The 25222-nt window shown below is 65.1% G+C and carries 23 protein-coding genes and 1 pseudogene; 10 read left to right on the forward strand and 14 right to left on the reverse strand.

Features of this window, described 5'->3' with window-relative positions; genetic code table 11:
- Positions 1-37 precede the first annotated feature (37 nt).
- Positions 38-952, reverse strand: a complete 915-nt coding sequence (locus BLT75_RS15820; protein WP_093033820.1) for a DMT family transporter — start codon at positions 950-952, stop codon at positions 38-40.
- An 81-nt stretch (positions 953-1033) separates the two neighbouring features.
- On the opposite strand from BLT75_RS15820, the gene BLT75_RS24125 reads away from it, so the two are divergent.
- On the forward strand, positions 1034-1273 hold the full coding sequence (locus BLT75_RS24125; RefSeq protein WP_143028579.1) for a hypothetical protein: 240 nt from the start codon (positions 1034-1036) through the stop codon (positions 1271-1273).
- Here BLT75_RS24125 and BLT75_RS15825 read toward each other — a convergent pair.
- Together BLT75_RS15825 and ilvC are read right to left on the reverse strand one after the other, a co-directional pair.
- Positions 1263-2102 carry a M10 family metallopeptidase C-terminal domain-containing protein gene (locus tag BLT75_RS15825; protein WP_093033823.1) on the reverse strand — a complete coding sequence of 280 codons (840 nt, stop codon included), beginning with the start codon at positions 2100-2102 and terminating at the stop codon, positions 1263-1265. The genes BLT75_RS24125 and BLT75_RS15825 overlap by 11 nt on opposite strands.
- Positions 2103-2317: 215 nt before the next feature.
- Positions 2318-3340: a ketol-acid reductoisomerase gene (gene ilvC, locus BLT75_RS15830; RefSeq protein ID WP_093033825.1), complete on the reverse strand. Its 1023-nt coding sequence runs from the start codon at positions 3338-3340 to the stop codon at positions 2318-2320.
- A 132-nt stretch (positions 3341-3472) separates the two neighbouring features.
- Between ilvC and BLT75_RS15835 the strand changes: the two genes are divergently transcribed.
- Positions 3473-3928: an Lrp/AsnC family transcriptional regulator gene (locus BLT75_RS15835; protein WP_093034164.1), complete on the forward strand. Its 456-nt coding sequence runs from the start codon at positions 3473-3475 to the stop codon at positions 3926-3928.
- A pseudogene (locus tag BLT75_RS15840) lies at positions 3925-4380 on the forward strand (Lrp/AsnC family transcriptional regulator); the annotation flags it as partial. The gene BLT75_RS15835 and the pseudogene BLT75_RS15840, both read left to right, overlap by 4 nt.
- Positions 4381-4396: 16 nt before the next feature.
- Here the strand turns inward: BLT75_RS15840 and BLT75_RS15845 are convergent.
- On the reverse strand, positions 4397-5098 hold the full coding sequence (locus BLT75_RS15845) for a histidine utilization transcriptional repressor HutC (protein WP_093033828.1): 702 nt from the start codon (positions 5096-5098) through the stop codon (positions 4397-4399).
- 86 nt (positions 5099-5184) lie between these two features.
- The gene (locus BLT75_RS15850) at positions 5185-6552 is read right to left on the reverse strand and encodes a formimidoylglutamate deiminase (protein WP_093033830.1); all 1368 of its coding nucleotides are present in this window, start codon (positions 6550-6552) and stop codon (positions 5185-5187) included.
- 74 nt (positions 6553-6626) lie between these two features.
- Here BLT75_RS15850 and hutI point away from each other — a divergent pair, with 74 nt between their 5' ends.
- The 5 genes from hutI (at position 6627) to BLT75_RS15875 (ending at position 13083) form a co-directional block, all read left to right on the forward strand.
- On the forward strand, positions 6627-7829 hold the full coding sequence (gene hutI, locus BLT75_RS15855; protein WP_093033833.1) for an imidazolonepropionase: 1203 nt from the start codon (positions 6627-6629) through the stop codon (positions 7827-7829).
- Positions 7830-9353 (forward strand): histidine ammonia-lyase, encoded by a 1524-nt coding sequence (hutH, locus tag BLT75_RS15860; RefSeq protein ID WP_093033836.1) that lies wholly within the window; start codon positions 7830-7832, stop codon positions 9351-9353.
- Complete coding sequence (hutG, locus tag BLT75_RS15865; protein WP_093033838.1) at positions 9350-10129, forward strand: N-formylglutamate deformylase; 780 nt, start codon at positions 9350-9352, stop codon at positions 10127-10129. The genes hutH and hutG overlap by 4 nt, the downstream gene beginning before the upstream one ends.
- Positions 10126-11805, forward strand: a complete 1680-nt coding sequence (gene hutU, locus BLT75_RS15870; protein WP_093034166.1) for a urocanate hydratase — start codon at positions 10126-10128, stop codon at positions 11803-11805. The genes hutG and hutU overlap by 4 nt, the downstream gene beginning before the upstream one ends.
- Positions 11806-11955: 150 nt before the next feature.
- A complete protein-coding gene (locus tag BLT75_RS15875) occupies positions 11956-13083 on the forward strand; it encodes an aminotransferase class V-fold PLP-dependent enzyme (protein WP_093034169.1) in 1128 nt (375 codons plus the stop codon).
- Positions 13084-13138: 55 nt separating this feature from the next.
- Here the strand turns inward: BLT75_RS15875 and BLT75_RS15880 are convergent, their stop codons facing one another.
- The 3 genes from BLT75_RS15880 to BLT75_RS15890 form a co-directional block, all read right to left on the reverse strand.
- Complete coding sequence (locus BLT75_RS15880) at positions 13139-14335, reverse strand: UbiH/UbiF family hydroxylase (protein ID WP_093033840.1); 1197 nt, start codon at positions 14333-14335, stop codon at positions 13139-13141.
- A 76-nt stretch (positions 14336-14411) separates the two neighbouring features.
- Entirely contained in the window at positions 14412-14660 is a 249-nt protein-coding gene (locus BLT75_RS15885; protein WP_093033843.1) for a hypothetical protein, read from the reverse strand.
- Between the two features lie 264 nt (positions 14661-14924).
- Entirely contained in the window at positions 14925-15569 is a 645-nt protein-coding gene (locus BLT75_RS15890; protein ID WP_093033846.1) for a pyrimidine 5'-nucleotidase, read from the reverse strand.
- 101 nt (positions 15570-15670) lie between these two features.
- Here BLT75_RS15890 and BLT75_RS15895 point away from each other — a divergent pair, with 101 nt between their 5' ends.
- Positions 15671-16321, forward strand: a complete 651-nt coding sequence (locus BLT75_RS15895) for a GntR family transcriptional regulator (RefSeq protein ID WP_093033850.1) — start codon at positions 15671-15673, stop codon at positions 16319-16321.
- A 13-nt stretch (positions 16322-16334) separates the two neighbouring features.
- On the opposite strand, the gene BLT75_RS15900 is transcribed toward BLT75_RS15895, so the two are convergent.
- Both BLT75_RS15900 and carA read right to left on the reverse strand, forming a co-directional pair.
- Positions 16335-18299 (reverse strand): glycosyltransferase family 2 protein, encoded by a 1965-nt coding sequence (locus BLT75_RS15900; RefSeq protein ID WP_176828074.1) that lies wholly within the window; start codon positions 18297-18299, stop codon positions 16335-16337.
- A gap of 101 nt (positions 18300-18400) precedes the next feature.
- Positions 18401-19567, reverse strand: coding sequence for a glutamine-hydrolyzing carbamoyl-phosphate synthase small subunit (gene carA, locus BLT75_RS15905; RefSeq protein ID WP_093033857.1), 1167 nt, complete (start codon positions 19565-19567; stop codon positions 18401-18403).
- A 188-nt stretch (positions 19568-19755) separates the two neighbouring features.
- On the opposite strand from carA, the gene BLT75_RS15910 reads away from it, so the two are divergent.
- Entirely contained in the window at positions 19756-20235 is a 480-nt protein-coding gene (locus BLT75_RS15910; RefSeq protein WP_093033860.1) for a GatB/YqeY domain-containing protein, read from the forward strand.
- 47 nt (positions 20236-20282) lie between these two features.
- Here BLT75_RS15910 and BLT75_RS15915 read toward each other — a convergent pair whose 3' ends face one another.
- The 4 genes from BLT75_RS15915 to BLT75_RS15930 all read right to left on the reverse strand — a co-directional run bounded on the left by BLT75_RS15915 (position 20283) and on the right by BLT75_RS15930 (position 25043).
- A complete protein-coding gene (locus BLT75_RS15915) occupies positions 20283-21035 on the reverse strand; it encodes a prephenate dehydrogenase (RefSeq protein WP_093033863.1) in 753 nt (250 codons plus the stop codon).
- A gap of 189 nt (positions 21036-21224) precedes the next feature.
- Positions 21225-21704, reverse strand: a complete 480-nt coding sequence (locus BLT75_RS15920; protein ID WP_093033866.1) for a DUF2244 domain-containing protein — start codon at positions 21702-21704, stop codon at positions 21225-21227.
- 38 nt (positions 21705-21742) lie between these two features.
- Positions 21743-22630 (reverse strand): glycosyltransferase family 2 protein, encoded by an 888-nt coding sequence (locus BLT75_RS15925; protein WP_176828076.1) that lies wholly within the window; start codon positions 22628-22630, stop codon positions 21743-21745.
- A 334-nt stretch (positions 22631-22964) separates the two neighbouring features.
- Positions 22965-25043, reverse strand: coding sequence for a choice-of-anchor I family protein (locus BLT75_RS15930; protein WP_176828079.1), 2079 nt, complete (start codon positions 25041-25043; stop codon positions 22965-22967).
- Between the last annotated feature and the right edge of the window lie 179 nt (positions 25044-25222).

The raw sequence follows: 25222 nt of genomic DNA on the forward strand, positions 1-25222 counted from the left end.
CCCGGAGTATTTGCAGCGAAATGAAGCGAGGGTGACGTCAACGGCCGGTGAACAGCCGCCGCAGCGCGCCATACTGGCTGAGCGCGACCCCGGTCAGGATCATCAGCATCGCCCAGAGCAGGGTGGGTGGCAGGTCTTCGCCCAGCACCAGCGCGCCCAGCAGCACCGACCAGACCGGGACCTGGTAATTGGTCAGGCTCATGAACACCGGCCCGGCGGTGCGCGCCACGATGATCCGGAGCAGATTGGCCGCCGCGGTCGGCACCAGACCCAGAAGCGCGATCAGCATCAGCCCCTTGTTTCCCGGGTTCGCGGGTAGGCCGTGACTGGCCAGCGCCAGGGGGATCACCACGGCCGAGCCGATCAGCAGCGTCGCCGCCGACAACCCCACCGGATCGAGCGGCGGCAGCCGCCGCATCAGCACCGAACTGATCGCATAGCAGCCCGCCGCCGACAGGCAGGCGAGCCGGCCCAGCGGCTCCATCCCCGCGCCGCTGCTGGCGAAGGCGCCGGGGCCGATCAGCACGACGATCCCGGCAAAGCCGATGACGAAGCCCAGGGACTTGCGCCATGTCATCCGCTCGCCCGGCAGCAGGACATGCGCCATCGGCAGCACGATCAGTGCCACCGCCGCCATAGACACGCCGGTAAACGAAGAAGTCACGTATTGCTGGCTCCAGGCGATCAGCATGAATGGGGCGGCGGCGGAAAGGACCGCCACCAGGGTCAGCGTGGGCCAGTCGGTGTCATCGGTGGTGAACATGCGGGCGCCGCGCAACTGCCAGACCAGAGCGGTGAGCAAGGCGGCAAAGCCGATGCGCCCGGCGGCCACCCAGAAGGGTGGCGCGGTCTCCAGCGCCATCGCCTGCACCAGAAAGGTGCCGCCCCAGACAAAGCCGAGCGTGGCGATCATGGCCCAGCTTGCGGAGGTGATTTGCGGAGTATCGGTCATGCGGGATAGAGACCCCGGCGCGGGGCCGGGGTCAATGGGCAAGCGTTCGGTGACGGCCGCAGGTTAGCTCCGCAGCTTGTGATGCAGCAGGATCGGTACGGCGTGATCCTCTTCGTCGGTCAGGTGCCGGTCGAGCAGGTGCTCGATCGCGGTGGCGGCAATCAAGATTCCGACTTGGGTCGCGGCCGCTGGCAGCGCGCCAGTCTGCAAAATCGCACATTGGCCAATTACATCAAAACGAACCCGCGCGGGATCACGCCAGTAAATGAGCCAATGTTGGGATTTCGCCAACGTCGCCGCTCTGGCAGCCTTAGAAAATGAAGTCGTCGACTGTTAGACCCGTTACGTCCAGGATTTCAACAGTGTTTTCTCCCACGGCGCCGCCCAAGGCAGCCCCAAGGTCTATCGTCGTTTGGCCATCGGCAACTGAAACAAAATCGTCGCCGTCGTCCAGCACGCCACTACCGTTCGAATCCAGGTCGTCGAAGCTCAAGGATTGCGAGTGTCGCGCCAGTAGCGCGTCAAGAGCCTTTTCAGGGTGTCTGTCGAGGCCCTTCTTCGGGATTGAAAGGTCGATTATTACGAGTTCGGACAGGTCTATCTTGTCCTTGCCCCGCTCGAAATCGACTATCTGATCCTGGCCATTATCTGGACGAAATACGAAGATGTCCGAACCCGTGAGCGCCCCAAATTGAAACATGAAATCCCCAACCAAAAGGTCGTTGCCGGTTCCGCTGATCAGGGTGTCGTTGCCGCCAACAGATTGGAAATTCCCAAAGTAAGCGTCGCCGTACATCTCGTTTGTGAACGCGCCGTCACCCGCAATCAGAAGGTCGTTTCCACCGGTTGAAAACGCCTGCATGTTGTAGGCATCACCGTACATCTCGTTCCGTTCAGCATTGTCACCGCCTGTCAAGGAGTCGTTTCCACCGGTGGCCCCGCTCGCCAGGTTGCTGCTGTCTCCTGCGATGACATTTGTTCCGGAAGAGCTTGCCGAAATCGACAGCGTATCGTTGCCGCCCGTTCCCGGGCCGAGCAGCGTGTTCCCAGCGTCCCCGATCAGAAAGTTGTCTCCGGTATCTGCGCTGTCAAACGTGTCGTCTGCGAACGGACCGCTCGAAAACCCAGCGATTTCGATGAATGTGGCCATTGTATTCCCCCCTGAAAAATAGGGCGCTAGTGGAGGGCGGTTACTCAGGTCAGTCAAGTATTGACTTTTTCGGCTATCTTCAAAATGGCAAGAAAAAGGGTTCGCGAACCCGTGAAACGATTCGTTTCCAAATTGGGACCGAATTTATAGCGAAAAATCTACCAACAAAGGGGCGCGCCAACGGCGCGCCCCCTGCATCACCGGGTGTCCGGCGATCAGTTCTTCGACTTGTCGACCATCTTGCCGGCCGAGATCCAGGGCATCATGGCGCGCAGCTTCTCGCCCACCTGCTCGATCTGATGCTCGTCGTTCAGACGGCGGGTGCCCTTGAAGAAGGGCTGGCCGACGGCGTTTTCCTGCATGAAGTCACGCACGAATTTGCCGGTCTGGATGTCGCGCAGGATGGCCTTCATCTCGGCCTTGGTGCGCTCGTAGGGCAGAACCCGCGGGCCCGAGACATATTCGCCGTATTCGGCGGTGTTCGAGATCGAGTAGTTCATGTTGGCGATGCCGCCTTCGTAGATCAGGTCGACGATCAGCTTCACCTCGTGCAGACACTCGAAATAGGCCATCTCGGGGGCATAGCCTGCCTCGACCAGGGTTTCGAAGCCCATGCGGATCAGCTCGACCAGGCCGCCGCAGAGCACGGCCTGTTCGCCGAACAGGTCGGTTTCGCATTCCTCGCGGAAGTTGGTCTCGATGATGCCCGAGCGACCGCCGCCGATGGCCGAGCAGTACGACAGGCCGATTTCCAGCGCCTTGCCGGTGGCGTCGGTGTGGACAGCGACCAGGCAGGGCACGCCGCCGCCCTTGGTGTATTCGCCGCGCACGGTGTGGCCGGGGCCCTTGGGCGCCATCATGATGACATCGACGCCTTCCTTGGGCTCGATCAGGCCGAAATGCACGTTCAGGCCGTGGGCAAAGGCGATGGCCGCGCCCGGACGGATGTTGTCATGCACGTATTTGCGGTAGGTCTCGGCCTGAAGCTCGTCCGGCATGGTGAACATGATCACGTCGCACCAGGCGGCCGCCTCGGCGATGCCCATGACCTTGAGGCCCTCGCCTTCGGCCTTCTTTGCCGATGCCGAGCCTTCGCGCAGGGCGACGACCAGGTTCTTGGCACCCGAGTCGCGCAGGTTCAGCGCGTGGGCATGGCCCTGGGAGCCGTAGCCCAGGATGGCCACTTTCTTGTCCTTGATCAGGTTGATGTCACAGTCACGATCGTAATAGACGCGCATGATGCCGGTCCTTTCTGTTTCGATTGCGGTGGTTCTATCGACCTGGACCGGGGTTTACGAGGCTGTTGTGCTTGAGTATTTGCAAGAAATGGTGAAGAATAATTCGCGAAATTGGCAAATTTCGAGAATTTCATGCTTGATGATATCGACCGCCGCATCCTGCGCCAGTTCCAGGCCGATCCGAGCCTCAGCGCCGCCGAACTGGCCGAGCGCTGCCGGATCAGCCCGGGCGTCTGCTGGCGACGCATCGAGAAGATGCAGGCGGCCGGCATCATCCAGGGCCAGGAGGCGGTGATCGACTGGGCGGCACTGGGCTTTGCGGTCGAGGTCAGCTTGCGCTTCACGCTGGACAAGACGCAGCCCCGCGCCTTTGACGAATTCATCGCCGCCGCGCGCAAGGTGGCCGAGGTGATCGAGATCCAGACCTTTCTGGGTCGGGTCGATGTGCGTCTGTCGGTGATCGCCCGCGACATGGCGCATTACCAGCAGCTCTACCGCGACCGTATCCTGACCCTGCCGCATATCGCCGATATCGAGGCGCTGATGCATATCGCGCGGGTCAAGCGCGACGAGGTGCTGCCGGTATGACCGAACTGGACGAGATCGACCGCAAGCTGTTGCGCGCCCTTGTGCAGGATGCGAGCCAAAGCGCCGGCGTGCTTGGCCGCCGGGTCGGCCTGTCGCAGCCCGCCACCTGGCGGCGTATCCGGCGACTGGAGGAGGCGGGCGTGATCAAGGGCCGCCGCCTGCGTCTGAACGCCGAGGCGCTGGGGTTCGGGGTGACCGTGTTCCTCGGCGTCAAGCTGGCGCGCAAGGGGCGGGTGAGCCTTGAGGATTTCGAACGTGCGGTCAGCGCCATTCCCGAGGTGCAGACGGTCGAGCATGTGCTGGGTCTCTATGATTATCGCCTGCGAGTGGTGGCGCGCGACCTCAGCGATTTCGAACGGATCCTGCGCCGCCGCATCATGACCCTGCCCGGTGCCGGCGAAGTCGAGGCCAACGTCCTGCTCAGCGAGGAACGGCTGCCCGGTCCCATCGGCTCCGGGGAGCAAGCGCTCAATATTCCGAGCGCACCCGGTAGCCTGGATGATGGGTCATCCGCACGAAGGTGACGGGCTGGCCCTTGAACCAGGTGGTCCGCTCCAGCAGCATCACGGGCGTGCCCGGCGTGGTGGCCAGGAAATCGGCCAGCCGGTTGTCGGCGGCCACCGCGGAAAAGGCGATTTCCGCATCGGTGAACGGGATCGCGTTCAGCAGCCATTCGTTGGGGCCGATCCTGGACAGGTCGGCCTGTTCGATGGCGGGTACCACATCCAGGTTGACCCAGCGCTCCTCGAACTGAAAGGGGCGGTTGTTGGCGTAATGCATGCACATCAGGTGCAGCACCCGCGTGCCGGACTTGAGGCCCAGTTGCGAGGTGAGCCAGGCCGGGGCCTCGGTCACGCTGCGGTCGACCAGCGCGTATCGGTACTCGGCATTCTGTTCCTCGACGATATGGCGCACGATGGCGATCTCGAAGCGGGCCTGTTTGACCGGGGCGGTCTTGACACGGGTGCCGCTCTTGCGGCGGCGCTCGACGAAGCCCTGTTCGGCCAGTTCCCGCAGCGCACGATTCACGGTCGCACGGGCGCAGCCGAATTCCTGGGCAAGTTCCGCTTCGGTGGGCAACAAGGCCCCCTGGGGCCAGATCCGGCTTTCGATCCGGCGTTTCACCTCGTCCCGGACGGTGTGAAAGCTGGTTCTTGTCTGCTGTTTCAAGTTGTCCCTGTCCCCTGTTCGTGCCGCCTTCGGGTTATCGCCCGATCTTTCGGGCGGTTGTGAAAAGGTGTTGACCCTGTTTCGCGTCACAGGCGCGCCACCAGCGCTTTTAGCCGGGTCTTGTAGGTTTGGGTAACTGAATCATGGTTAACGTGGCGACCGTTTCTGACCATGTGTCGCCCGGCGGACCACAGATCGGTGACTACGCGGTCGGGGGCGGCAAAGCATAGCCCGTCCAGCAACTGGTCGCCGTCGAGCGCGCAGAGCACGGACCCGCCCGTGTTGATGGCCACCAGGTCGGCCAGCGTGCCGGGGGCGATCCGGCCGGCATCGCGCCCCAGCGCCCGCGCGCCGCCCGCCGCCGCGCCAAGGTAAAGCGCCGCGCCTACCGAGCCTTGGCCCGCGACCATAACGTTGCGTTGCAGATGCCGCAGCCGCTGGGAGTATTCCAGCATCCGCAGTTCTTCGCCCAGGGCGATGCGCACGTTGGAATCCGACCCGATGCCAAAGGCGCCGCCATGTTGCAGGTAGAGCGGCCCGTTGAACGGTCCGTCGCCCAGGTTCGCCTCGGTGATCGGGCAGAGGCCCGCCACCGCGCCGGAGCGCGCCATCGCCACGGTCTCGGGCTCGGTCATGTGGGTCGCGTGGATCAGGCACCATTGCGCGTCCAGCTGTGTATGGGCCAGCAGCCATTCGACCGGACGTGCGCCCAGCCAGGCGCCGATCTCCTCGACCTCGCGCGGCTGCTCGGCGATATGGATGTGGATCGGGTTGTCGTCGGCCAGCGCCACCGCCTCGGCCAGGTCGCCGGGCCGGATCGCGCGCAGCGAATGCGGTGCGACGCCAACGCGTGTATCGGCCGGCAAGGTGCGGGCGGCATGCGCCCGCGCCTGGGTGACGAGTTGCGCGAACCGCTCGATATCGTTGCCGAACCGCTGCTGACCGCCTGCCAGCGGCTGTTCCCCGGCGCCGCCGCAGCTGTAGAGCACCGGCAGATGGGTCAGCCCGATGCCCGTTTCGGCAGCCGCGGCAAAGACCCGGTCGCCCAGCTCGGTCAGCCGCGCATAGGGCGCGCCGCCGGGGGCGTGATGGACATAGTGGAACTCGCCCACGGCGGCATATCCGGCCTCCATCATCTCCATGAAGGTCAGCGCCGCGATCGCCTGGTAATCCTCGGGCGTCAGCTGGTCGACGAAACGGTACATCAGGCTGCGCCAGGTCCAGAAACTGTCCTGCCCGGCGGCGCGATGCTCGGTCATGCCGGCCATTGCCCGCTGGAATGTGTGCGAATGCAGGTTGCCGAGCGCAGGCAGCAGAACATCGACCCGGATGTCGCCGGGCCGCGGCATCTGGCCGCTTTCGACGGCGCTGATCCGGCCCTTTTCGACAGTGACCGCGACATCGGATTGCCAGCCTTCGGCGGTGCGGGCGCGGCCTGCGAGAATCCTCTGCATCTCTTCCTCTAATGTCTAGACATAATGATAATACTCACATACGTTATCGGCAATCAAGAGGAGATGCGAACCGGATGAGCGACAGGACGGATTATCTGCTGACAAATGCCCATCTGGCGACAATGACCGAAGGATCAGCGGGTTACGGCCTGCGGCGCGGTGCGCTGGCGGTGCGCGGGGGGCGAATCGCCGAGGTGCTGGAGCAGGGCGCTGCGCTGCCCGAGGATCTACCCCGCCGTGATCTCGATGGGCGGCTGGTGACGCCCGCGCTGATTGACTGCCACACCCATCTGGTGTTCGGCGGCAACCGTGCCGCCGAGTTCGAAATGCGCCTGAACGGGGCCAGCTATGAAGAGGTTGCGCGCGCAGGGGGCGGCATCGTCTCGACCGTGCGCGCCACCCGTTCGGCCAGCGCTGAGGTTCTGGTGGCCGGGGCGCTGCCGCGCCTCGATGCGCTGATCGCGGAGGGCACGGGGACCGTCGAGATCAAGTCAGGTTACGGGCTGGATCTGGGGACCGAGCTTGCCATGCTGCGCGCCGCCCGTGCGTTGGGCCGGCAGCGGCGGGTCACGGTGCGCACCAGCTTCCTGGGCGCCCATGCGACGCCGCCCGAATACAAGGGGCGCGACGATGCCTATATCGACGAGGTCTGCATTCCCGCCCTGCGCGCCGCCCATGCCGAGGGTCTGGCCGACGCGGTGGACGGGTTCTGCGAGGGCATCGCCTTTTCGCCTGCGCAGATCGAGCGCGTGTTCCGGGTTGCCGCCGAACTGGGCCTGCCGGTCAAGCTGCATGCCGAACAGCTAAGTCATCTGGGCGGCACGCAACTGGCGGCGCGCTATGGCGCGCTGTCGGTCGATCACGTGGAATACGCCACCGAGGAGGACGCTCGCGCGCTGGCCGCCAGCGGCTCGGTCGCGGTGATCCTGCCCGGCGCCTTCTACACGATCCGCGAAACGCAACAGCCGCCGATCGGCCATTTCCGCACCCATGGCGTGCCGATGGCGCTGGCGACCGATTGCAACCCCGGCTCCTCGCCGCTGAGCTCGCTGCTCTTGACCATGAACATGGGCTGCACCCTGTTCCGCATGACGCCGGCCGAGGCGCTGGCGGGCGTGACCTGTCACGCCGCACAAGCGCTGGGTCTGGACGACCGGGGCCGGATCGCGCCGGGCCTGCGCGCCGATCTTGCCATCTGGGATGTCGAGACACCGGCCGAGCTGGCCTATCGCATCGGCTTCAACCCCCTGAACGAAAGACTGATCGGAGAGCTCTGAATGATCTCGCTAAGCCCCGGGTCCACCGACCTGGCCACGCTCCGCAACATTTATCGCACCGGCGCGCCCGTCCGGCTGGACCCCACGGCGCGCGCGGGCGTCGATGCTGCCGCCGCCATGGTGGCCAGGGCCGCTGCGGGGGAGGCAGCCGTCTATGGCATCAACACCGGCTTCGGCAAGCTCGCCTCGACCAAGATCGCGGCCAAGGATACCGCCACCCTGCAACGCAACCTGATCCTCAGCCATTGCTGCGGCGTGGGCCAGCCGCTGGGCGAGGCGCGCACAAGGCTGATGATGGTGCTGAAACTTTTGTCGCTGGGCCGCGGCGCCTCGGGCGTGCGCTGGCAAGTCATCGAACTGATCGAGGCGATGCTGGAGCGCGGCGTGATCCCGGTGGTGCCGGAACAGGGCTCGGTCGGGGCCTCGGGCGACCTGGCGCCGCTGGCGCATATGACGGCGGCGATGATCGGCGCGGGCGAGGCGATGTTCCAGGGCCGCCGCATGGCCGCCGACCAGGCGCTGGCCGAGGCCGGGCTGACCCCGGTCGTGCTGGGCCCGAAAGAGGGGCTGGGCCTGATCAACGGCACCCAGTTTTCCACCGCAAACGCGCTGGCCGGCCTGTTCGACGCCTGGCGCATGGCCGAGGCGTCGATGGTCATCGCCGCGCTGTCGACCGATGCGATCATGGGCTCGACCGCGCCGCTGGTGCCCGAGATCCACGCCCTGCGCGGCCATGCCGGCCAGATCGACGTGGCGCGCGGCATGCGCAAGCTGATGAAGGGCTCGGAGATCCGCGAGAGCCATCGCGAAGGCGACACCCGCGTGCAGGACCCCTATTGCATCCGCTGCCAGCCGCAGGTGGTGGGCGCGGCGCTCGATGTGCTGCGCATGGCGGCCCGCACGCTGGAGATCGAGGCCAATGCCGTCACCGACAACCCGCTGGTGCTGGTGGAACGGGGTCAGATCGTCTCGGGCGGCAATTTCCATGCCGAATATGTGGGTTTCGCCGCCGACCAGATCGCGCTGGCCGTGGCCGAGATCGGTGCCATCGCACAGCGACGTGTGGCCTTGATGGTCGACCCGACGCTCAGCCACGATCTGCCACCGTTTCTGACCCCTGATCCGGGCCTGAACTCGGGCTTCATGATCGCCGAGGTGACGACGGCGGCGCTGATGAGCGAGAACAAGCATCTGGCCAATCCCTGCGTGACCGACTCGACCCCGACTTCGGCCAACCAGGAGGACCATGTCAGCATGGCTGCCCATGGGGCGCTGCGCCTGCGCCGGATGACTGACAACCTGTCGGTGATCCTCGGCGTGGAACTGCTGTGTGCCGCGCAGGGGATCGAGGCGCGCGCGCCGCTGGTCACGTCGGAGCGGTTGCAGGCGGTGATCGCCTATCTGCGCGCCCAGGTGCCGACGCTGGCCGAGGACCGCTATCTCGCCCCCGATATCGAGACCGCCGCGGCCATGGTGCGGGACGGCGATATCGCCCGTGTGGCCGGGATGGAGGTGGCGGCATGATCGAGGTTACCTGCGCCGACAGCCCGCTGGTTCTGGGCCTGCCGCATACCGGCACCGATCTGCCCGACGGAATTGCCGGAAGGCTGAACGAAACCGGCCGCGCGCTGGCCGATACCGATTGGCACATTCACGACCTCTATACGGGGCTGGTGCCGGCAACGACCGTGCGCACCACCGTGCATCGCTATGTGATCGACGTGAACCGCGACCCCGAGGGCGTCAGCCTCTACCCGGGCCAGAACACCACCACGCTCTGCCCGCTGACCGATTTCGACGGAAACCCGATCTGGCGCGCGGGGCAGGAACCCGACGCCGCCGAGATCGCCCACCGCCGCGACGCCTGGCATGCGCCCTATCACGCGGCCCTTGCGACCGAACTGGAGCGGGTGCGCGCGCTGCACGGGTTTGCCGTGCTCTACGATTGCCATTCTATCCGCAGCCATATCCCGTTCCTGTTTGACGGCACCCTGCCGGACTTCAACATCGGCACCAACATGGGGGCAACCTGTGCGCCTGAGGTCGAAAGGGGCGTTCTGAAAATCTGCGCCGATGCAGAGGGTTACACGCACATCCTCAATGGCCGCTTCAAGGGCGGCTGGACTACCCGCCACTATGGCCGCCCGGCCGAGGGGCTGCACGCCATCCAGATGGAACTGGCGCAATCCACCTATATGACCGAGGCCGCGCCCTGGACCTATCTGCCCGACCGGGCGGACCGGTTGCGCGCCTACCTCACCCAGATCCTGACCCTGCTCACAGAATGGAGGCCGGCATGACCGATCCCCGCAAGAATACCCGCGACATCTATCCCCCCACCGGCACCGAGATCACCGCGAAAAGCTGGCTGACCGAGGCACCGCTGCGGATGCTGATGAACAACCTGCACCCCGACGTGGCCGAGAACCCGCATGAACTGGTGGTCTACGGCGGCATCGGCCGCGCCGCCCGCACCTGGGACGATTTCGACCGCATCGTCGCCAGCCTGCGCGAGCTGGACGAGGACCAGACCCTGCTGGTGCAATCCGGCAAACCGGTCGGCGTCTTCCGCACCCACAAGGACGCGCCGCGTGTGCTGATCGCAAACTCGAACCTGGTGCCGCACTGGGCCACCTGGGACCATTTCAACGAACTGGATAAAAAGGGCCTGGCCATGTATGGCCAGATGACCGCCGGATCGTGGATTTACATTGGAACCCAAGGCATTGTGCAGGGAACTTACGAGACCTTCGCCGAGGCCGGACGCCAGCATTACGGCGGCGACCTGACCGGCAAATGGATCCTGACCGGCGGTCTTGGCGGCATGGGCGGCGCCCAGCCGCTGGCCGCCGTGTTCGCTGGCGCCTGCTGCCTCGCCGTTGAATGTGACGAAACCCGCGCCGATTTCCGCATCCGTACCAGATATTGCGATGAGAAGACCCACTCGCTGGACGAAGCGCTGGCGATGATCGACCGTTGGACCAGGGCGGGCGAGGCCAAGTCGGTTGCCCTGATCGGCAACGCGGCAGACGTTTTCCCGGAAATCCTGCGTCGTTCCAAAGAGGGCGGCATGTGCCCCGATATCGTGACCGACCAGACCTCGGCTCACGATCCGGTGCACGGCTACTTGCCACTGGGCTGGACCGTTGCCGAATGGCGCGAACGGCAGGAAAGCAACCCGAAACGGGTGGAGAAAGAGGCCCGCGCCTCGATGCGTGTGCAGGTCGAAGCCATGGCGGCCTTCCACGAGATGGGCGTTCCGACCGTGGATTACGGCAACAACATCCGCCAGATGGCACTGGAAGAGGGGTTCGAGAACGCCTTTGCCTTCCCCGGTTTCGTACCCGCCTATATCCGCCCGCTGTTCTGCCGTGGCATCGGCCCGTTCCGCTGGTGCGCGCTGTCGGGCGACCCTGAGGATATTCGCAGGACCGACGCAAAAATGAAGGAACTGTTCCCCGAGAACGAACACCTGCACCGCTGGCTCGACATGGCGCAGGAGCGGATCGCCTTCCAGGGCCTGCCGGCGCGGATCTGCTGGATCGGCCTGGGCGACCGGCACCGGGCGGGACTGGCCTTCAACGAGATGGTGCGCACCGGCGAGTTGAAGGCCCCGGTCGTGATCGGGCGTGATCACCTCGACAGCGGCTCGGTGGCCTCTCCGAACCGAGAGACCGAGGCGATGATGGACGGTTCGGACGCGGTCAGCGACTGGCCGCTGCTGAACGCGCTTTTGAATACCGCCAGCGGCGCGACCTGGGTGTCGCTGCATCACGGCGGTGGCGTTGGTATGGGCTTTTCCCAGCATTCCGGCATGGTGATCTGCTGCGACGGCACCGAGGATGCCGACCGCCGCATCGCCAACGTGCTGTGGAACGATCCGGCAACCGGCGTCATGCGGCACGCCGATGCGGGATACGAGATCGCGCGCGACTGCGCCCGCGAACACGGCCTGAACCTGCCGGCGATCCTCTAGGCTAGGGAGAGGGGCGTTGCCCCGGCCGACAAAATTCGTCGAATTTTGTCGCCTCCCCCCGAGGACTTGGAAAGGATGAAGGACGAATTGGCCTCTTTACCTCGGGCCCAGCGCAGGTACTGTCTGGGCAAACCGCAGAAGGAACCCCGCATGCCCGCCCTGCTTGATACCGTCGATCCCGACGGGCTCGAAGAGTTCTCCGTCGTCTTCACCGACCGTTCGCTCAACCACATGTCGGCCAGTTTCCAGCAGGTGATGCGCGACATCTCCGAGATGCTGCGCGCGGTCTACAACGCCGATGCCGTCGCCGTCATTCCCGGCGGCGGCACCTATGCGATGGAGGCGGTCGCCCGCCAGTTCACGCGCGGCGCCCGGGTGCTGGTGGTGCGCAACGGCTGGTTCTCCTACCGCTGGAGCCAGATCATCGAGACCGGCGGGCTGACCGCCGAGGCCGTGGTGATGAAGGCGCGCCGCAGCGGCAATGAAAGCACGGCCTCCTTCGCCCCCGCCCCGATCGAGGATGTGGTGGCGACGATCCGCGAACAGAAACCCGACGTGGTCTTTGCGCCGCATGTGGAAACCGCCGCCGGGGTGATCCTGCCCAACGACTACATCGCGGCCATGGCCGCCGCCGCGCATGAGGTCGGTGCGCTGATGGTGCTTGACTGTATCGCGAGCGGCTGTGTCTGGGTCGACATGAAGGCGACCGGCGTCGACGTGCTGATCTCGGCCCCGCAAAAGGGCTGGAGCGCCTCGCCCTGCGCGGGCCTTGTCATGCTGTCGGAGCGCGCCGAGGCGCGGCTGGCCGAGACGCAATCGGACAGTTTCGCCATCGACCTGAAGAAATGGCGCGATATCATGAAGGCCTATGAGGGCGGCGGCCATGCCTATCACGCCACCATGCCCACCGATGCGCTGCGCGCCTTCCGCGACACAATGGCCGAGACCCGCGACTACGGGTTCGAGCGGCTGCGCGAGGCGCAATGGGCGCTGGGCAACGGGGTGCGTGCGCTGCTGAAGGACAAGGGCATCGTCTCCGTCGCCGCCGAAGGTTTCGGCGCGCCGGGCGTGGTGGTCAGCTATACCGGCGATCCGGATATCCAGAACGGCCGGAAATTCGCGGCCCTCGGCATGCAGATCGCCGCCGGGGTGCCGCTGCAATGCGATGAACCGGCCGATTTCCGGACCTTCCGGCTGGGCCTGTTCGGGCTCGACAAGCTCTATGATGTGGATGCCACCATCGCCCGCCTGAAACGGGTGCTCGACCAGGTGCTCTGAGCCTGGCTTCTTTCTGGTTTGAAATACTCCGGGGTCCGGGGCAGCGCCCCGGGGCTCACCGTACGCCCAGACCCATCTGCATCAGCGTGCGGCGCACCGGCGCCAGCGAATAAAGCGCGTTCAGCCCCATCGCCCGCGCGTCCCGCAGCGGGCGCGCCTCGACCATCGAGGCGCGGTTCAGGAGGTCGATCCCCTTGACCCGCAGCGCGATCTCGGCATGGCGCGCCTTGTGATAGGCCGCCAGCATCGCCGCATCGCCCAGTCCCTCGGGCCGTGCCTGCGCCAGGTCCAGCAGGCAGCGCAGATCGCCCAGCGACATGTTCAGCCCCTGCGCGCCGATCGGCGGCACCACATGTGCGGCCTCGGCCATCAGCGCGATGCGTTCGCCCGCCAGCCGCTCGGCCTGCTGGCTGATGATCGGCCAGATGGTCCTGCGCGAGGCCAGTTTCAGCGGCCCGAACAGCCCGCAGGAGCGTTCCGTCATCGCCGTCTCGAAGACGGCGGGCTCCATCGCCAGCAGCTCCAGCGCCTGCGGCCCCCGCTCCATCCACACGATCGCGGAAGAGGGTTGCCCCTGCCAGTCGGGCAGCGGCACCAGCGTGAACGGCCCGCCCGAGCGGTGAATCTCGGTCGACACGTTCTGATGCGCAATCGGATGCGTGACGGCAAAGGCCAGCGCCTTCTGCCCGTATCGGGTGGTATGCACCGCGATGCCTGCTGCCTCGCGCATGGGCGAGCCGCGCCCGTCGGCGGCCACCACCAGCCTGGCCTGAACGCGCGACCCGTCGCTCAGCCCCACCCGCGCCTCGGCAGTGCGGGTGAACAGGCTGGTGGTGGCGGTGCCGGGGCGGAAATCGACATTGGGCATTTCGGCCAGCCGCGCCACCATCTCGCGACGGAGCAGCCAGTTGGGCAGGTTCCAGCCAAAGGGTTTGTCGCTCAGATCGGCGGCGTTGAATTCGCGCACCACGCGCGGCTCGGGCAAATCGCCGCCCGCATCCACGATGCGCATGATCTGCAAGGGGGCGGCATGATCGGCCAGCCGCGCCCAGAGGCCGCAACTTTCCAGCAGCCCCTGCGCCGGTTGCAGGAAGGCAGTGGTGCGCAGGTCCGACCCGTCGACGTCGCGCTCGGTCACCGGCGGGGCCGGGTCGACGCAGATGACCCGGAATCCGGCGCTGCCAAAGGCGGCCGCCGCAGTCAGCCCGGCGATGCCGCCGCCGGAAATCAGGATGTCGCAGCTCTCAGGCATGGGCGGGCTCCGTCTTTTGCGCCATACCCTAGGCCGGAACGGGCCCGGGTTCCAAGCGAAATCCTGTCCGCATTCCTTACCCGCGCGAGATCAGGATCAGGATGATCCACATCACCGGCACCATGGCCAGCGCTGGCAGGTAGAGACCCGGCAGGCCAAAGAGCATTATGGCACAGCCCCACAGGCTCAGCCCCGCGGCGATGGCGTAATAGATATTGTCCTTGTCGCCATAGGCCACCTCCTTGGCGATGCGCCCCAGCAGCGGGATGGCGAACAGCAGGCGCTGGCCCAGGGGCAGGTTGCGGGGCAGGTCGATGGCGCTCATGTCAGGTCCTTTCTGTCAACACATGCTGTTCAGATAGAGGCGCAAAGATGCATTCAAATGGAACCTTTGGCCGCAGTGCAGCGCGATGCCGCAGGCCGTTCGTCACGCCCACCGCGGCGCATGACGCGCATCCGCCTGTCGCCGGTGACGGGCCCCGAGGGAGATATACCGCATCGGTTCGGACCCGGCTGCCGCTTCATCTTTTCGGAAAATACACCGGGGGTGTCGCCGCTTGCGGCGACGGGGGCAGAGCCCCCGACCCCTTCAGGTCAGCCGTGCCAGGAAGGCGGCCAGGTCGTCGGTGTGGTGGTGGATGTGATCGGCCTCGTGCGGGTCGGGCGCCACGTGCACCGTGCGCATCCCCATTTCATGCGGCGCGGCAAGGTTGCGCGGGTCGTCCTCGAACATCGCGGCGCGGTCCGGGATCACCCCGTCGCGGGTGAACACCTCTTCGAAGGCGGCGCGCTCGGGCTTGGGCCGGTATCCGGCATGTTCCACCCCGTAGATCGCGTCGAACAGGCCGCTTAGGCCGCGTGCGGCCAGCACCCGCTCGGCATAGGGGGCCGAGCCGTTGGTATAGACGATGCGGCGGCCTGGCAGCGCGCGGATATGATCCGCCAGCGCGGCGTCGGGGGTCATGTGACTCATGTCCACATCATGCACCGCCACCAGATAGGGATCGGGGTCGATGGCATGTTCCCGCATCAGCCCGGCCAGCGTGGTGCCATACTGCAGCCAGTAGGTGGCGCGCAGCCGGTCGGCCTCGGCCCGATCGACCTTCAGCACCTCCATCACATAGGCGGTCATCCGGACCTCGATCTGGTCGAACAGCCGCATATGCGGGGGGTAGAGGGTATTGTCGAGGTCGAAGACCCAGGTCGTCACATGTGAGAAGGCATCGCGCACCATGGTCCGGACTTAGGCCAGTTCCGGCGCCAGTGCAATGCCAAGGGTTGATCCCGGCGGGGCGGGGCGGATACACAAGTCCGAACAGGGAGAAGAAAACAACAATGACCCAGGGCCGCCCCGTCCAGAAAGACGCCTATCATCTGATCCTCGAAGCCATCGACAGCGGCATCTACAAACCCGGCGACCGGCTGGTGGAAAGCGAACTGGCCGAGCGCTTCGGTGTTTCGCGCACGCCGATCCGCGAAGCGCTGCAACGGCTCGAAACCCAGTCGCTGCTGGAACGCGACGGGCGCTCGATGATCGTGGCCTCGCTCGACCACAACCAGATGGCCGAGCTCTACCAGGTCCGGCGCGAACTCGAAGGGCTGGCCGCGCGGCTGGCCGCGCGCCATGCCACCGCCGAGGAAATCCAGGTGCTGCGCGACATGGTCGCGGCCGATGACAAGCTCGTTGACAACCCGCAGGCGCTGAGCCGCGCGAACCGGCGCTTTCACGAGCAGATCCACCTCGCCTCGCACAACCGCTACCTTGTGCAGCAACTCGACCTCGTGCACCGCACCATGGCGCTGATGGCGACAACCTCCCTTGCCGCCGAAGGCCGGGGCCAGATCGCGCAGGGCGAGCACAAGGGCATCGTCGAGGCCATCGCCGCCCGTGATGAGGAGGCGGCGGCGCAGGCGCTCAAGGATCATATCTCGATCGCCTTCATGACCCGGCTCAAGCTCGACGCGGGCCGCCGCGAGCGCCGCTGAACTCGGGCGCATCTCAGGAATTCCCGGTGATCCTGCCGACAAGGTTTTCCACGAGACCGTGTCGCCCGCCTGCGCGATGGCTTGCCGGGCGGCACGGGGATTTTTCTTCCACCGCCTGTCCGTGCTGTGTCTTGTCCCAGAAATAGGGTTTCACGACCATCTCGTAGAGCGCCTTGTATGCCGCGACCACGCCGAGGGGGAAATAGAGGGGCATCGTCACGACCCAGGGCAGAAGGAAGCGCCGTTCCGGTCCGGAAACGGCCACCAGCCCGGCGACCAGCGCCAGTGCCTCGGTGCAGACGAACAAGGACATGCAAAAGGCAAGGACCACGGGTGGCAGGACCCCTTCGAGCGGGTGCGGCAGGCCCAGAAGCAGCAGCCAGAAGGACCACAGCACCGGCGCCAGCAGGAACTGCCCGAGGGTGCCCAGGAAAAACGCCTGCATGCCGAGGAAACGCGCCGGGCCAAGGTCGGCCCACAACCGCCGGGGCGAGCGCATGTGGACAAGGTAGGTCACCATGAACCCTTTGAGCCAGCGCGAACGCTGCCGGACCCAGGGCCAGGGACGGAAATTCGCCTCTTCATAGGTGACGGTGTCGATCAGTTCGGTCCGGTATCCAGCCCGGCACAGCCGCACGCCCAGGTCTGCATCCTCGGTCACGTTATGGGCGTCCCAGCCGCCCAGCCGCTCCAGCGCGTCGCGGCGAAAGAACAGGGTTGTGCCCCCCAGCGGAACAACCAGTCCAAGCCGGGCGATTCCCGGCAGGATGATGCGGAACCAGCTGCAATATTCGATTGTAAAGCAGCGTGCCCGCCAACTGCTGCGCGGGTTGTAGTAATCCAGTATCCCCTGCAGGCAGACCACGTCGCGCGGGGCCTGGGCGAACCGTGTGGCCACATGCTCCAGCTGGTCGGGCACTGGCGCATCCTCGGCATCCCAGACGCCGATGATCTCGCCGCGGCAGAAATCCAGCGCATAGTTCATCGCCCGCGGCTTGGTGGTCAGGCCGGAATGGCCCGGTACCTCGATCACCCGCATCCAGTGAGGCAGTTTGCAACCCGCCAGCGTGTCGCGCGTCACCTGGTCCTTTTCCTCCAGCACCAGGATCACGTCCAGCAGGGCCTTGGGATAGGTCAGCCGGTTCAGCCGCGCCACCAGCGCGCCGGCGATCTCCCGTTCCTTGTAGAGCGGCACCAGGACCGAGATCTTGGGCAGGCGCGGCTCCTGCATGCCCACTTTCTTTGCGGCTCCGCCGGGCGCGGTCAGATGTGCCTGGTTGAGCAGGTGGGTGATCAGGGCCGCCGCCTTGAGCCCGGTAAACAGGATCAGGGTCAGGACCGAGACCAGGAACAAGACAACGAAGCCGTGAAGAGGCGCGAGGCAGACGGCCAGCACGACGCCGACCAATGCCAGCACGGCAGGCAGCCGCGTGCGGACATCCCAGTCTCGGCAGCTATAGGCCGCATCCACGCGGGTTTCCGCCAGCCGTGCGAGCACCGGCGCATAGTGATGCGCCAGTGCCGCCTCGATCTGCCCGGCGCTTGCCAGAGCGGGCATCAACAGGACACCTGTTGCGGCCATTTCGGCAAGCACCTCGTCGAACAGGTCTGGCCGTGATGTGGCGACGATGACCATCGGTCCCAGCCGCATCCAGGGGATCACCCCGTGCCGCAGCCAGAAATCGTGGGGCATCAGCGCGCGGAGTTCGGCCCGTGGCGGTTCCAGTGCCAGGTCGGCCCATTGGACCCCGTTCTGCAAGGCCAGTGCGCGCATCACATCGGTCGGCTCGGCCCAACCCTCGGCCACGAGGATCTCGCCGATGGGCGCGTTGAGGCGCGACTGCATTTGCAGCGCGGCCACCAGTTGGCCCTGTGTGATGACCCCGTTGCGCACCAGGTGGCGGCCCAGCGGCAGCTGGGCTCCGGGCATCGGCCATGCCGGGGCCGCAGAAATCAGTCCGAGGTGAAGGTCACTCATCATGCGCTGCCCTGACAGCCGGTACCGGCGTCAGGGTTGCGCATTTCAGGTTAACGGATCGTTAAGCCCAGAAAGAAGGATTGCAATCGCCGACAATCCGGTCAGGCGTTCGCCTTGTGTGCGTCCATTGCCTCGGAAAACCGCTCGAACAGGTAGAAACTGTCCTGCGGCCCGGGGCTGGCCTCGGGGTGGTACTGAACCGAGAATACCGGCCGGTCGGTCATGCGGATGCCGCAGTTCGACCCGTCGAACAGGGACCGGTGAGTTTCGATCACGCCTTCGGGCAGGGTCTGGGCATCCACCGCGAACCCGTGGTTCATCGAGGTGATCTCGACCTTGCCGGTTTCCAGGTCCTTGACCGGGTGGTTGGCGCCGTGGTGGCCGTGGTTCATCTTGACCGTGCGGCCGCCCAGCGCCAGCGCCAGCATCTGGTGGCCCAGGCAGATACCGAACATCGGCAGATCGGTGCTGTCCAGGATCTCGCGGATCATCGGCACCGCATAGGTGCCGGTTGCTGCCGGGTCGCCCGGACCGTTGGACAGGAACACCCCGTCGGGCGCATGCGCCAGAACTTCGGCGGCGGTGGCGGTGGCGGGCAGCACGGTCACGTCGCAACCGGTCGAGGCGAGGCAGCGCAGGATGTTGCGCTTGGCGCCGAAATCCAGCGCCACGACCTTGTGTTTGGGCGCCTCCTGCCGTGCATAGCCCTGCGGCCAGGCCCAGCGCATCTCGTCCCAGCGATAGCTTTGCGCACAGGTCACGTCCTTGGCCAGGTCCATGCCTTCCAGCCCCGGCCAGGCGCGCGCCGCGGCGACCAGCGCCGCGATGTCGAACTTGCCCTCGGGATCATGCGCCAGCGCCACATGCGGAGCGCCCTGCTGCCGGATCGCGCGGGTCAGGCGACGGGTGTCGATGCCGCCGATGGCGATCCGGCCGCGCCGTGTCAGCCAGCCCTTGAGTTCTTCGGCCGCGCGCCAGTTCGACGGCTGTGTCGGGTCCCATTTGACCACCATGCCGGCGGCCACCGGATCGGCGGTCTCGTCATCCTCGGGGGTGACGCCGACATTGCCGACATGGGGAAAGGTGAAGGTCACGATCTGCCCTGCATAGGAGGGGTCGGTCATGATCTCCTGATAGCCGGTCATCGCGGTGTTGAAACACAGCTCGGCCACGGTCTGGCCGGTGGCGCCGAAACCGGTGCCGTAGAATATCGTCCCATCGGCGAGCGCCAGGCATGCGGTGGGCTTGGACGTGGCGTTCTGGGCCATGACGCGACTCTCCTGTCTGGGTAAACGGACGCATACCTAAGAGGGTTGGCGGGCCGGGTCAAGGGCGATCAATTTTTGGGCTGTCTATATATTTCAATAACTTAACTTGGGTTGCTTCCGGTTGTACCGGGCTTTTTCTTTCGGTATTGTCGGGAACTTGAGAAATCTCATGGGGATGGGAAGAACATATGGACATGCGCGCCCGGGTGAATGCCGCGTTGAAACAGGCGATGAAGGACAAGGAAACTGCCCGCCTGTCGACGCTGCGCCTGATCAATGCCGCGATCAAGGACCGCGATATCGCGGCCCGCGGTTCCGGCGACGAGGACGCGGCCTGCTGCGGCGATGCAGAGGTCTTGGCGATTCTCGGCAAGATGACCAAGCAGCGCCAGGAAAGCGCCCGGGCCTATGAAGAGGGCGGCCGGCTTGACCTCGCCGAGCGCGAGCGCGAGGAAATCGCGGTGATCGAGGAATTCCTGCCCAGGCAGCTGGACGAGAGAGAGGTGCAAAAGGCGGTGCGCGAGGCGATCACTGCCACAGGCGCCGGATCGATCCGCGACATGGGCAAGGTGATGGGAGAGCTGAAATCCCGCTATACCGGCCAGATGGACTTCGGCAAGGTCGGCCCGATGGTCAAGGATCAGCTCTGCGCCTCCGGCAACGGCTGATCCGCCTTCTCGCAGCAAGATGAAAGGCCCGCCCGCGCGGGCCTTTTTCAATCCGGCCCGGAAAAACCGTGATCCAGTTCCGCGACCAGGGTCAGAAATTCCGTGCGCACGGGGGCGGCGAAGGGATTGGCGCTTTCGATGGCGGCAAGCACGCCGGGCGGATCCTGCCGCACCATCTCCGCCGCCTGCATCAGCAGGTCGAAACTGGCGGTGGTCATGCGGCTGGGCAACGGGCCCATCCGGGTCAGCGCCTGTGCGATCAAATGCGTCAGCCCCTGCACCGTCGCCGCCTCGCGGTCATGCGCTTCGGGCGTGGTCAGAATCACCCGCAACCCCAGCCGCGCCCGCAGGAATGCCGCGATCGGCAGGTGCGCCTTGCCCCGGATCGGGCAGACGGCGATCTTGCGCCCGCCTATGCCACCCTTCGCGCTTTGCGGGCCGAACAGCGGATGTGTGCCGACCAGCGCCACATGCGAGGGCAGATGCGCCTGCATGATGGCGGCCGGGGCCAACTTGACCGAGCCCACGTCGGCCACCACAGCGCCGGGCCGCAGATGCGGGGTGACGGCGCGGCAGGCCGCGGCCATTTCGGCAACGGGCATTGCCAGGATCACCAGGTCGCAGCCCGCCGCCTCGGCCAGGCTGGTGGCGGTTGCGCCAGGTGGCAGGGCGGTTCCATCGGGCAATGCGGGATCATGGATCAGGCAGGGCAGGTGGGGTGCCAGATGCGCGGCGATCAGCCGCCCGAAGGCGCCAAAGCCCAGAAGGCCGAAAGAGGAAAAGGTCAGATGACAGGACATTGTTGGCTCCGAAGGGGCCGCGATGCCGGGTCAGGTGGTCTGTGCCAGGAGATGTTCGGACCGCCGGATCGCGGCGGTTGAACAGGAAATGCAGCCGCCGTTATGGGAACGGCGGATAATAGACGGTGCTGATCAGGGCAAAGGTCTGCTGCATGGCCCCTGCCTAATGGTCGGCACCGGCCCTGTCAATCACCGCGCCAGTGCCCGGCTCAGATCGTCATACAGCGCGATGCGCTCGTCCTCGGACAGGAAGGCGCCGATTTCCACCTCACGCCCGGCGCCTTGCAAGGTCACGTAATGGGGCACCGGGCCGTCATGCTCGTGCATCGTCGCCCGCGCCCAATAGCGGTCGCAGTCCCATTCCTGCGCCGGTCCGCGCGGATTGTGGCGCACCAGATGCGCCCGCTCGGGGTCCAGCGTCAGCACCTCCAGGACCCGGCGCTGGCGATAGTTCGCCTCGAACGCCAGCCACAAGCCCGCGACCGAGATCAGCAGGAAAGGCAACAGCCCCCACATGAGCTTGGATCCCAGCACCGCGATCAGCGGCAGCGAGCCAAACGCAAAGACCATCAGGATGAACGCCGCCGCCCCGCGCGGAGGCAGCGAGTTATGCGGCCATAGATGCAGTTCCTGAGCGCTGTCCGAGCGCTGTTTCCAATCATAAGGCATGGAGGAAATCTATCATGCCTGCGGGCGGCGTCCAGTGTTCAGCCCAGCCTCTCGACCTCGTGATACTGGAGCAGGCCGAACGCTTCCAACCGGGCGCGGAGGGCGTCTGACAAAAGGCTGACACGGTCGTAATACCCGGTCAGGATTTCCAGCAGGTCTTCTTCGCTTGGATCTGGCACAGCTTGCTCGCTCGGCGCGACCAACGGCAACAGGTCATAGGTTCCGGTGCGCAGGTTGTAGGCGTGGTCGCGCATCTTTCCCATGGTTCGCTTCACCCACAGTTCACGGCTTTCGCAATGCATATGGGCGATATGGGCCTCTTGCATCTGGTAGATGCTGTTTTGAACCTCTGGCCCCGAGGGGCGTGGGAAATGGATGCCGTGACGCCAGCCCGCCAGACCGGCCCGCAGGATGGACTTGCCCTGGTAGTGCCCGAACAGCCCGTTGCGGAACACCTGAAGGTCCGCACCATAGATATGCAGCCGGTTGCGGAACTTGAGATGCCGGACCGAGCGGCGGAACGGGATCGGTCCCTTGTGACCCTCGGGCACCAGCATCGGCTCGACCGTGCCCAGATGCGCGGTCTGATAGGTCTGTGGCATGTCCGCCAGCAACTCGCCCAGCGGTGCGCCCTGTGTGAGCACCAGTTCGTCAGCATCGAAATGCGCCTGCCAGTCGGTCAGGCAGCGCTCGTAGGCGAACCTGCCGTTCACCAGCTGCCGCCGCTCGACATAGGGTGGTCTGCGCCGGTTCAGCCCGGTCCAGTAGGTGTCGCAACAACGTTGCGCGATCACGCCGGGCTGGTTGGCGAAATGCTCATATGCGGGGTCGTCCGCCTTGTCGAAGAACAGATGGACGTAACTGGCCCCCATGGCCAGGTTATGTTCCACGAACCGGCGCAGCACCTCCTCCGGCTCGCATACCATGGAGTATACGCTCCATGTCTGCCGCATCACTACCTCACGTTGTTTTTCTTTTTAAAGAAAAACGCCACAAATCGAAGCCGTTGGCCAGCGTGGTGGCGTCCGGAGTGCGTATCCGGCCCGCAACGTTGGCTTTTTGCAACGCTGGCCCGGCCGCATCCGGCACAGCGGCCATTTGTGAAGGCGAGCCGCCGGCTGTCGTTCCGGGGGGGGCGCAGTTATGGAAAAGGTTCCGCGCTCGATGCGTTGATGCCCCGCGAAACAACGATCATGGCATTGAACTCAAAAAAGACGCCCCCGCGCAGGTGGCGGGGGCGCGCATTTGCGTTTGCCTTCTTCAGAGGATGAAATCGTTGGCGTCGAGATCGGCGAGAGTCACGTTGCTCAGCGTCAGCGTGTTGCCGGCGTCGTCGAGAATAACCACGCTTGTTCCGATCTGGGCCATATGCGATGCCGACAGATCGGCGAAATCGTCGATACCGACCATGGCCTGCAGATCCAGCTTCTCGGCGTCGCTGACAGCGTCGAAATCCCGGATCAGACTGCTGCCCGAAACGAACTCGAACAGGTCGGAGCCGGCACCGCCCCAAACGGTATCACCACCTTCGAGCCAGATATGATCGTTCCCTGTGCCGCCTCCCGCAAGGTCGTCCCCGCGGCCCCCGCGGATTTCGTCGTCTCCTGCGCCACCCCACAATATGTCGTCCCCGCGGCCGCCCCACAGGGTATCATTTCCGTCGCCACCGCCGATCAGGTCGTCGCCTTCCGCGCCTGCGGCCAGGTCGCGCCCGGTGCCTGACCAGATCGTGTCGTTACCCAGGCCGCCGCCAAGATTGTCGTCTCCGGCGTTGCCCTGCACCAGGTCGTCGCCACTCAGCCCATATGCCACGTCGCCCCCGGCCGTACCATTCAAGGTCTCGCTGGTTTCGGATCCGGCGATGGTCTGACCCAAAACCAGATCGTAAAGCGCGGTGGTCCCCGAGACCTCGTATGATGCCGCGATCTGGGGCAAGCCGGTGAGGCTGTGGGCGGCATCGATGAAAGTGATCACCTCAGGGGAAACGTTGCCGTTGCTCTGTCCCTCGATGTACTGGAGAAACCGGGGGGCGTTCGGGTTCGAGATGTCGAACACCGTGATACCGCTGTCGCGTTCCAGACCGATAAACGCCAGGGTGTGGCCGTCTACGACGCCTGTGGCGATGGCCTCGGGCTCGGGGCCCTTGTTGTCAGAGCGGTTTTCGTCCACCACCTCGGGATCCTCCGAAGGGTAGCCGTCGTTGTTGAAGGCATTGGCCGGCCGAAGCTCGGCAATGATACGCTCGAACATGTCGCCGCTGTCGAAAACCACGTTTCCGGCGGCGTCGAAGATGGTGAAGGACCGCGATCCGTAGGAATGCAGCACGTCGATGTCGCCGTCACCGTCCGTGTCGCCGTCGATGATCGAGACTGTCAGCCGTTCCAACCCTTCAGTATCCACAGACGGGTCGATTGACACGCCTGCGACGTCTCCATCCAGAATGTCACCTACGCGTGCGGCGTCGCCGCCTTCGTCGAAATCTCCGCGGTCGTCGCCTTCGTTCGCGGTCAGGAAATAGACCTCGCCGCCGATCTCTACACTGGTGATCGCATCGGGCAGTCGAAGCCCGTTCAGCGGCCAGTTGCGGATATCGATGGCATCGTCGCGATCGGAGGCGTCAAGCGCGAATCCGGGTAGCGAATGATCGACCGTTCCCAATGGCAGCAGCGCGGACCAGCTCAGGGTTGCCGGATTGAAAACGGCAACCGTGTTGGCTTCCTGCAAAGTCACGTAGAGAAGGCCATCCGGTCCTTCGGAGACATATTCAGGCTCGAAATCGGCCGAGGGCAGGGTGCCGGGAAACAGGCGGATACCCATCTCACGCAGGTCTTCGGCCCGGCTATCGAAGGTCTCGAACCCGAATGTCTGGACCGAACCCGCCGCCACGTCGATGATCGACAGGCTTCCTGCGGGATCTCCGGCTTCGTTCCGCTCGCCTTCGTTGGCAACAAAGATGCGGGTGCCGTCATGGGAAAAGGTGACCATGTCCGGCAGGTTGCCGGTTTCGAAAACCTGCGGCGCGGCGTCTGTATCCGACAGGTCGAACAGCACGACGAACCCGTTGGCGCTCGGGTCGGCGTTCTGCACTGCGACGGCAATGCCTGCGTCCGACACGCTTACCGAGTTCAGCCCGCCAAAACCGGAAATCTGCGTCAGATCCAGCGAACCCGCCAACCGGTTTTGTGCGAGGTCAAAGATGTCGATACGGCCTTCGGCCCCATTGGTCACGAACAATTGGCCGGCGTGATGCGACACCACTTCGGACCCTGCCTCGCCAACCCCACTGTCGAACTGCGCGATCATCGTTGCAGTAACGTTCGGATACACTTGAGCGGTCATGGACATTTCCCCTGCGAAAACCTCAAGAAATTGATCGGATCGCAACGAGAACCTGCCCGCCGGAACCTCCGGCGGACGCGTAATCCGGGAATGTAACAATCATAGAACGGAAAGATGACCGTTTTCCTTCGCCGGTTCCTGTGCGTCGGGCACATGAAAAAGGCCCCCGCACATCGTGC

It is taken from the genome of Ruegeria marina (assembly GCF_900101475.1).
GTDB classification, from domain to species: domain Bacteria; phylum Pseudomonadota; class Alphaproteobacteria; order Rhodobacterales; family Rhodobacteraceae; genus Ruegeria_B; species Ruegeria_B marina.

What these genes read in the sequence shown, in the direction of transcription:
- BLT75_RS15820 (WP_093033820.1), bottom strand. Translation starts at nt 952, where the DNA reads ATGACCGATACTCCGCAAATCACCTCCGCAAGCTGGGCCATGATCGCC.
- BLT75_RS24125 (WP_143028579.1), top strand. Translation starts at nt 1,034, where the DNA reads ATGCAGCAGGATCGGTACGGCGTGATCCTCTTCGTCGGTCAGGTGCCG.
- BLT75_RS15825 (WP_093033823.1), bottom strand. Translation starts at nt 2,102, where the DNA reads ATGGCCACATTCATCGAAATCGCTGGGTTTTCGAGCGGTCCGTTCGCA.
- ilvC (WP_093033825.1), bottom strand. Translation starts at nt 3,340, where the DNA reads ATGCGCGTCTATTACGATCGTGACTGTGACATCAACCTGATCAAGGAC.
- BLT75_RS15835 (WP_093034164.1), top strand. Translation starts at nt 3,473, where the DNA reads ATGCTTGATGATATCGACCGCCGCATCCTGCGCCAGTTCCAGGCCGAT.
- BLT75_RS15850 (WP_093033830.1), bottom strand. Translation starts at nt 6,552, where the DNA reads ATGCAGAGGATTCTCGCAGGCCGCGCCCGCACCGCCGAAGGCTGGCAA.
- hutI (WP_093033833.1), top strand. Translation starts at nt 6,627, where the DNA reads ATGAGCGACAGGACGGATTATCTGCTGACAAATGCCCATCTGGCGACA.
- hutH (WP_093033836.1), top strand. Translation starts at nt 7,830, where the DNA reads ATGATCTCGCTAAGCCCCGGGTCCACCGACCTGGCCACGCTCCGCAAC.
- hutG (WP_093033838.1), top strand. Translation starts at nt 9,350, where the DNA reads ATGATCGAGGTTACCTGCGCCGACAGCCCGCTGGTTCTGGGCCTGCCG.
- hutU (WP_093034166.1), top strand. Translation starts at nt 10,126, where the DNA reads ATGACCGATCCCCGCAAGAATACCCGCGACATCTATCCCCCCACCGGC.
- BLT75_RS15875 (WP_093034169.1), top strand. Translation starts at nt 11,956, where the DNA reads ATGCCCGCCCTGCTTGATACCGTCGATCCCGACGGGCTCGAAGAGTTC.
- BLT75_RS15880 (WP_093033840.1), bottom strand. Translation starts at nt 14,335, where the DNA reads ATGCCTGAGAGCTGCGACATCCTGATTTCCGGCGGCGGCATCGCCGGG.
- BLT75_RS15885 (WP_093033843.1), bottom strand. Translation starts at nt 14,660, where the DNA reads ATGAGCGCCATCGACCTGCCCCGCAACCTGCCCCTGGGCCAGCGCCTG.
- BLT75_RS15890 (WP_093033846.1), bottom strand. Translation starts at nt 15,569, where the DNA reads ATGGTGCGCGATGCCTTCTCACATGTGACGACCTGGGTCTTCGACCTC.
- BLT75_RS15895 (WP_093033850.1), top strand. Translation starts at nt 15,671, where the DNA reads ATGACCCAGGGCCGCCCCGTCCAGAAAGACGCCTATCATCTGATCCTC.
- BLT75_RS15900 (WP_176828074.1), bottom strand. Translation starts at nt 18,299, where the DNA reads ATGAGTGACCTTCACCTCGGACTGATTTCTGCGGCCCCGGCATGGCCG.
- carA (WP_093033857.1), bottom strand. Translation starts at nt 19,567, where the DNA reads ATGGCCCAGAACGCCACGTCCAAGCCCACCGCATGCCTGGCGCTCGCC.
- BLT75_RS15910 (WP_093033860.1), top strand. Translation starts at nt 19,756, where the DNA reads ATGGACATGCGCGCCCGGGTGAATGCCGCGTTGAAACAGGCGATGAAG.
- BLT75_RS15915 (WP_093033863.1), bottom strand. Translation starts at nt 21,035, where the DNA reads ATGTCCTGTCATCTGACCTTTTCCTCTTTCGGCCTTCTGGGCTTTGGC.
- BLT75_RS15920 (WP_093033866.1), bottom strand. Translation starts at nt 21,704, where the DNA reads ATGCCTTATGATTGGAAACAGCGCTCGGACAGCGCTCAGGAACTGCAT.
- BLT75_RS15925 (WP_176828076.1), bottom strand. Translation starts at nt 22,630, where the DNA reads ATGGTATGCGAGCCGGAGGAGGTGCTGCGCCGGTTCGTGGAACATAAC.
- BLT75_RS15930 (WP_176828079.1), bottom strand. Translation starts at nt 25,043, where the DNA reads ATGACCGCTCAAGTGTATCCGAACGTTACTGCAACGATGATCGCGCAG.